The organism is Ramlibacter sp. (assembly GCF_035706265.1).
In the GTDB taxonomy this organism is placed as follows: Bacteria; Pseudomonadota; Gammaproteobacteria; order Burkholderiales; family Burkholderiaceae_C; genus Ramlibacter.
In genome coordinates, this window is record NZ_DASSVG010000461.1 from 1 (window position 1) to 5,531 (window position 5,531).

Annotated in this window: 6 protein-coding genes; 1 reads left to right on the forward strand and 5 read right to left on the reverse strand. The window is 67.9% G+C overall.

Annotated elements, in window-relative coordinates:
• The 4 genes from VFM98_RS16625 to VFM98_RS16640 all read right to left on the reverse strand — a co-directional run.
• A partial coding sequence (locus tag VFM98_RS16625; RefSeq protein WP_325111018.1) for a PAS domain-containing protein occupies positions 1 to 417 on the reverse strand: 417 nt, incomplete at its 3' end.
• Between the two features lie 46 nt (positions 418 to 463).
• Positions 464 to 982: a hypothetical protein gene (locus VFM98_RS16630; RefSeq protein ID WP_325111013.1), complete on the reverse strand. Its 519-nt coding sequence runs from the start codon at positions 980 to 982 to the stop codon at positions 464 to 466.
• Positions 983 to 1,148: 166 nt separating this feature from the next.
• On the reverse strand, positions 1,149 to 2,570 hold the full coding sequence (gene glnA / locus VFM98_RS16635) for a type I glutamate--ammonia ligase (protein ID WP_325111014.1): 1,422 nt from the start codon (positions 2,568 to 2,570) through the stop codon (positions 1,149 to 1,151).
• Between the two features lie 207 nt (positions 2,571 to 2,777).
• On the reverse strand, positions 2,778 to 3,593 hold the full coding sequence (locus VFM98_RS16640) for a competence/damage-inducible protein A (protein ID WP_325111015.1): 816 nt from the start codon (positions 3,591 to 3,593) through the stop codon (positions 2,778 to 2,780).
• A gap of 79 nt (positions 3,594 to 3,672) precedes the next feature.
• Here VFM98_RS16640 and VFM98_RS16645 point away from each other — a divergent pair, with 79 nt between their 5' ends.
• Positions 3,673 to 5,091 (forward strand): mannose-1-phosphate guanylyltransferase/mannose-6-phosphate isomerase, encoded by a 1,419-nt coding sequence (locus VFM98_RS16645; protein ID WP_325111016.1) that lies wholly within the window; start codon positions 3,673 to 3,675, stop codon positions 5,089 to 5,091.
• Here the strand turns inward: VFM98_RS16645 and VFM98_RS16650 are convergent.
• Positions 5,076 to 5,531, reverse strand: a 456-nt coding sequence (locus tag VFM98_RS16650; protein ID WP_325111017.1) for an EI24 domain-containing protein, incomplete at its 5' end; no start/stop codon positions are given. The two genes, VFM98_RS16645 and VFM98_RS16650, sit on opposite strands and share 16 nt — an antisense overlap.

Here is a 5,531-nt window from a genome sequence, read left to right on the forward strand (position 1 = left end):
CGCGCCGCGGATGCCGCCGAGCGGGTTCTTGATCTCGTGCGCGAGGTTGCGGATCAGTTCCTTGTTGGCCTGGGCCTGGTCGATCAGGCGCTCCTCGCGGTCCTGCCGGGTCTGCGCCTCCAGCGGCAGCAGTTCGACCACGAATTCGTCGGCCCTGTCGGTCTGTGCCAGCACCACGTGCACCGGCAGCGGCTCGCCCTGCTGGCGCGCCAGGCCCGTGTCGTAGCGCAGGGCCGCGTACTCGTTGCTGCGCGCACCCTCGAGCGCGTTGCGCAGCACCTGCGGCTCGGTGAACAGGGGCAGCAGGCTCGCGCCCTCGATGCTGCGGCGCGACAGCCCCACGGCATCCTCCAGCGCGGAGTTGGCGAACAGCACGGTGCCGTCGCCGCGCACCACGGCCACCAGCGTGGCAAGCAGGTCGAGCGACTGGAAGCGGGAGGAGGTGGTGGACTTCCCGCGGGGCTTATTTCGCGGCGCCGTTGCTGGCCCGCCCGAGTTCGCGCTTGAGGCCGGCAATGTCTTTCTCGTTGCGCTCGAGCGCGGCCTTCAGTTCGGCCACGCGATCGAGGTATTTCTGGTGGTTGCGGTGTTCGGGGCCGAGCTTTTCCGGCTCGCCATTGTTCCATTCCTGCAGCAGCTCGGACTGGCGCGCCTCGGCCTTCTTGAGCTCGGCTTCGAGGATCGCGCGGGCCTCGTTGTCGCGCGCCTTCTGTTCGCCCGAATCCACCCGCGGACCGGCGGACTGCGGCGCCGTTGCCACGCTGTCGCTGCGGCCGCGCGTGGGCGCCACCGCGCCGCCGTTGACCCGCGTGCCCTGCACCACCGTGACGTTGCCGCCCTCGACCAGCTTGCAGTTCTGCGTGCGGGCGACGGCCTCGTCATTCGTGTAGGTGTTGCCGCAGCGCCAGATCTTGCTCTGGGCGCCGGCATCGGCGGCAAAGGCCAGGGCAGCGAGGGGAATCAGGGCGTAAGACAGCTTCATGGCGGTGCTCCTTGCATCCCACGATGCGCAGGGACGGCCTTTCAGTATCGCGCAAACTCTGCAGATTGCCAAATAAGGTGTTGATTTCAAAGGAAAAGGGGCGACCTTTTGGCCGCCCCTTGTGTATTTTTTGCCGGGGCGCGTGCTTCACGCTCCCCGCCTCGCCTCACAGCGAGTAGTACATGTCGAATTCCACCGGGTGCGTCGTCATGCGGAAGCGCTGCACCTCCGACATCTTCAGCTCGATGAAGGCGTCGATCATCGTGTCGGTGAACACGCCGCCCTTGGTGAGGAAGGCGCGGTCCTGGTCCAGGTATTCGAGCGCCTGGTCCAGGCTGTGGCACACGGTCGGGATCTTCGCGTCCTCTTCCGGCGGCAGGTGGTACAGGTCCTTGGTGGCGGCCTCGCCCGGGTGGATCTTGTTCTCCACGCCGTCCAGGCCGGCCATCAGCATGGCGGCGAAGCCCAGGTAGGGGTTCATCGTCGGATCCGGGAAGCGCACCTCGATGCGGCGGCCCTTCGGGTTGGCCACGTAGGGGATGCGGATCGAGGCCGAGCGGTTGCGGGCCGAGTAGGCCAGCTTCACCGGCGCCTCGTAGCCGGGCACCAGGCGCTTGTAGCTGTTGGTGCCGGGGTTGGTGATGGCGTTGAGCGCCCGCGCGTGCTTGATCACGCCGCCGATGTAGTACAGCGCGAACTCGGACAGGCCCGCGTAGCCGTCGCCGGCGAACAGGTTCTTGCCGTCCTTCCAGACCGACTGGTGCACGTGCATGCCGGAGCCGTTGTCGCCCACCAGGGGCTTGGGCATGAACGTGGCCGTCTTGCCGTAGGCGGCGGCCACGTTGTGGATCACGTACTTCATCAGGATCGTCCAGTCGGCGCGCTGCACCAGCGTGCTGAACTTGGTGCCGATCTCGTTCTGGCCGGCGCCGCCCACCTCGTGGTGGAACACTTCGACCGGGATGCCCAGCTGCTCGAGGATCAGGGACATCTCGGCGCGCATGTCCTGCATGCTGTCCACCGGGGGCACGGGGAAGTAGCCGCCCTTGACCGTGGGACGGTGGCCCTTGTTGCCGCCCTCGTGCTTCTTGCCGGTGTTCCAGGGCGCCTCGTACTCGTCGATCTCGACGTACGAGCCGGACATGTCGTTGCTCCAGCGCACGTCGTCGAAGATGAAGAACTCGGGCTCGGGGCCGAAGAAGGCGGTGTCGCCGAGGCCGGAGGCCTTGAGGTAGGCCTCGGCGCGCTTGGCGATCGAGCGCGGGTCGCGGTCGTAGGCCTTGCCGTCGCCCGGCTCGAGCACGTCGCACGAGAGGATCAGCGTCGTCTCTTCGAAGAACGGGTCGATGTTGGCGGTGGCCGGGTCCGGCATCAGCAGCATGTCGGATGCCTCGATGCCCTTCCAGCCGGCGATGGACGAACCGTCGAAGGCGTGGCCGGACGAGAACTTGTCCTCGTCGAAGTGGGACACCGGCACGGACACGTGCTGCTCCTTGCCGCGCGTGTCGGTGAAGCGGAAGTCAACGAACTTGACCTCGTTGTCCTTCACCATCTTCAACACGTCTGCGACGCTCTTGGCTGCTGCCATCAGGCTTCTCCTGGGGATGTTGGTTGTGAACGAATCTGCGGCTGGCTGGATGCAGCTTCCGTGCCAAAAGCTGGTGCACGTGGGGCCGCACTCAAACTCAGGGATTGTCCTTGAAAGTGATGCCTTTTTCCTACTGGACCTTGACGGATTCAGCGCGACGGCGCACCTCCTCGGTGCAGTTCTGCCGATGCACCATCGTGGAGCAGCTCAGGGGCGCACCAATTCGGGGCCGAGGCGGACCTTCAGCACGTTGAGGCCGTCGACCAGCATGCGGTAGGCCGGGTTGACATGTTCCGGCTCGCCCTTGACCCCCAGGTCGATGTGGCGGCCGAAGGTGGGATGGTCGACGCTCGGCAGGCTGAACACCTTCACCAGCGGATGCTCGCGCTCGATCTGCTCCATCAGCGGCGTGAGCGTCGCTTCCATGGAGCCGAACACGATCACCGACTTCTCCACGTACGTGCCGTGCTGGAACAGGTGCCTGTAGTGCGTGTCCAGCACGTGCTCCATCATCGGCCAGGCCATCACGGGAAAGCCCGGGACGAAGTGCACGTCGCCCACGCTGAAGCCCGGGATCTTGTTGTACGGGTTGGGGATGATGCTGGCGCCGCGCGGGAACACGCCCATGTTCAGGCGGTGGATGTTGTCGGCGCGGTCCGGCTCGTAGGGCACGCCCTGCTCCCGCGCCACGTCCTGCATGCGCTCGCGGATCAGGGCTTCGGCTTCGGGATGCAGTTCGAGCTCCACGCCCAGGGCCCGGGCGGCGCACTGGCGGGTGTGGTCGTCCGGCGTCGCCCCGATGCCGCCGCAGGAGAACACGACGTCGCCGGAGGCGAAGGCCCGCACGAGCGTTTCGGTGATCCGCTGCGGCTTGTCGCCCACGTACTCCGCCCATCCGAGCTGCAGGCCGCGCTCGGTGAGCAGCTCGATCAGTTTCGGCAGGTGCTTGTCGGCGCGCTTGCCGGAGAGGATTTCGTCGCCGACGATGATGAGGCCGATGTCAGGGCGGGGCTGAGACGTCATGCGGTAATCCTACCGGTCCGCCGCGGCGCCGGCGCGACGTTTTCCGGGCGTGGCCGTTTCTTCCAGTTACCATCGCCCGATGTCCATGATTCCCGTGATCCTCTGCGGCGGCTCCGGCACCCGCCTCTGGCCTTTGAGCCGCAAGAGCTTTCCCAAGCAGTTCGTGCCGCTGGTGGGCGACAAGAGCCTGCTGCAGCTGACGCTGGAACGCGTCGCTCCGCTCGGCCCGGAAACGATGGCCGTCGCCTCGGAAGACCACCGGTTCATGGTGGCCGACACCCTGCGGCAGGCCAAGGCGAAGGGCACCATCGTGCTGGAGCCCGTGGCGCGCAACACCGCGGCGGCGATCGCGCTGGCCACGCTGCAGGCGGACCCCGATGCCTACCTGCTGTTCTGCCCGGCCGACCACTACATCCCCGATGCCGCGGCCTTCTGCCGCACCGTGAAGGAAGGCCTCAGCGCGGCGGAGAACGGCGCCATCGTCACCTTCGGCATCGTGCCCACCTTTCCCAGCACGGCCTACGGCTACATCCGCCAGGGCGCGCTGCGCCCGGACGGCGCGCTGCAGGTGAAGAAGTTCATCGAGAAGCCCGATGCCGCCGCCGCGCAGCAGCTGCTGCTGGAAGGCGACACCCTGTGGAACGGCGGCATCTTCCTCGCCCGCGCCCGCTTCATGCTGGAGGCGCTGGAGGAACACGCGCCCGACATCCTGGCGGCCTGCCGTACGGCGATGAAGGGCGCCAGGCGCGAGGAGCCGGGCAACGCCGCGGCCGGCACGGTGTTCGTCCGCCCCGACGCCGCCGCCTTCGCGGCCTGCCGTTCGCAGAGCATCGACTACGCCGTGATGGAGAAGCACGCCCAGGTGGCCGTGCTGCCTTTCCGCAGCCAGTGGAGCGACGTCGGCAGCTGGAACGCGGTGGCCGACCTCGCGCCCGCCGACGCGGAGGACAACCGCGTGCAGGGCCAGGGCTGGGTGCAGGGCGCGCGCAACACCTTCATCCATGCGCCGCACCGCCCGGTGGTGGCGCTGGGCACCGAGGACCTGCTGATCATCGACACGCCGGATGCCGTGCTGGTGGCCAACCGCGCCTGCGCCGAGCAGGTGAAGGACGTGGTCGCCACCCTGGAGCAGTCCAACGCCTCGCAGGCGGTGTTCCACCGCAAGGTGGTGCGGCCCTGGGGCTGGTACGACAGCGTGGATGCGGGCGAGCGCTTCCAGGTCAAGCGCATCGGCGTGAAGCCGGGCGCGTCGCTGAGCCTGCAGAAGCACCACCACCGCGCCGAGCACTGGATCGTGGTGCGCGGCACGGCGGAAGTGACGCGCGGGGCCGAAACCTTCCTGCTCTCCGAGAACCAGTCCACCTACATCCCGATCGGCGAGGTGCACCGGCTGCACAACCCCGGCAAGATGGAGCTGGAGATGATCGAGGTGCAGTCCGGCGGCTACCTCGGGGAGGACGACATCGTCCGCCTCGAAGACACCTACGGCAGGGCCTGAAGCAGCGGCTGTTCCGGCTGCTCCGGTTGGTCCGGCGGCAGCCGTGGCGGCTGCTCGGGCGGCGCGCTGCGCAGCTGCTCCAGCGCCGCCAGCCCGTAGTGGGCGAACCAGAGCGAGGAAAAGGCGAAGACCAGGGTGTAGATCCAGATCGCCACCGGCACCAGGATGGGAAAGGCCGCGGCGAAGAACCAGCCCGAGGCCCACACGATGCTCGGGGCCGCACCCAGGTAGCCCGTCGCCACCCCCATCAGCAGCAGCCACATGCGGTGCCCGCGGAACAACTGGCGGCGCTCCTCGCCGCTCGCGTGCTCCGCCAGTGCGTCGAAGGTCATCACGCGGTAGGTGAGCCAGCCCCAGATCAGCGGCGGGATCAGCAGCATCAGCGGCGGCACCAGCCACAGCGGCAGCGTCACGACGAATGCCGCCACCGCCGCGAGCGT

Excerpts from the sequence above, each read along its gene's own strand:
- VFM98_RS16645 (WP_325111016.1), top strand. The coding sequence starts at position 3,673 with ATGTCCATGATTCCCGTGATCCTCTGCGGCGGCTCCGGCACCCGCCTC.
- VFM98_RS16640 (WP_325111015.1), bottom strand. The coding sequence starts at position 3,593 with ATGACGTCTCAGCCCCGCCCTGACATCGGCCTCATCATCGTCGGCGAC.
- glnA (WP_325111014.1), bottom strand. The coding sequence starts at position 2,570 with ATGGCAGCAGCCAAGAGCGTCGCAGACGTGTTGAAGATGGTGAAGGAC.
- VFM98_RS16630 (WP_325111013.1), bottom strand. The coding sequence starts at position 982 with ATGAAGCTGTCTTACGCCCTGATTCCCCTCGCTGCCCTGGCCTTTGCC.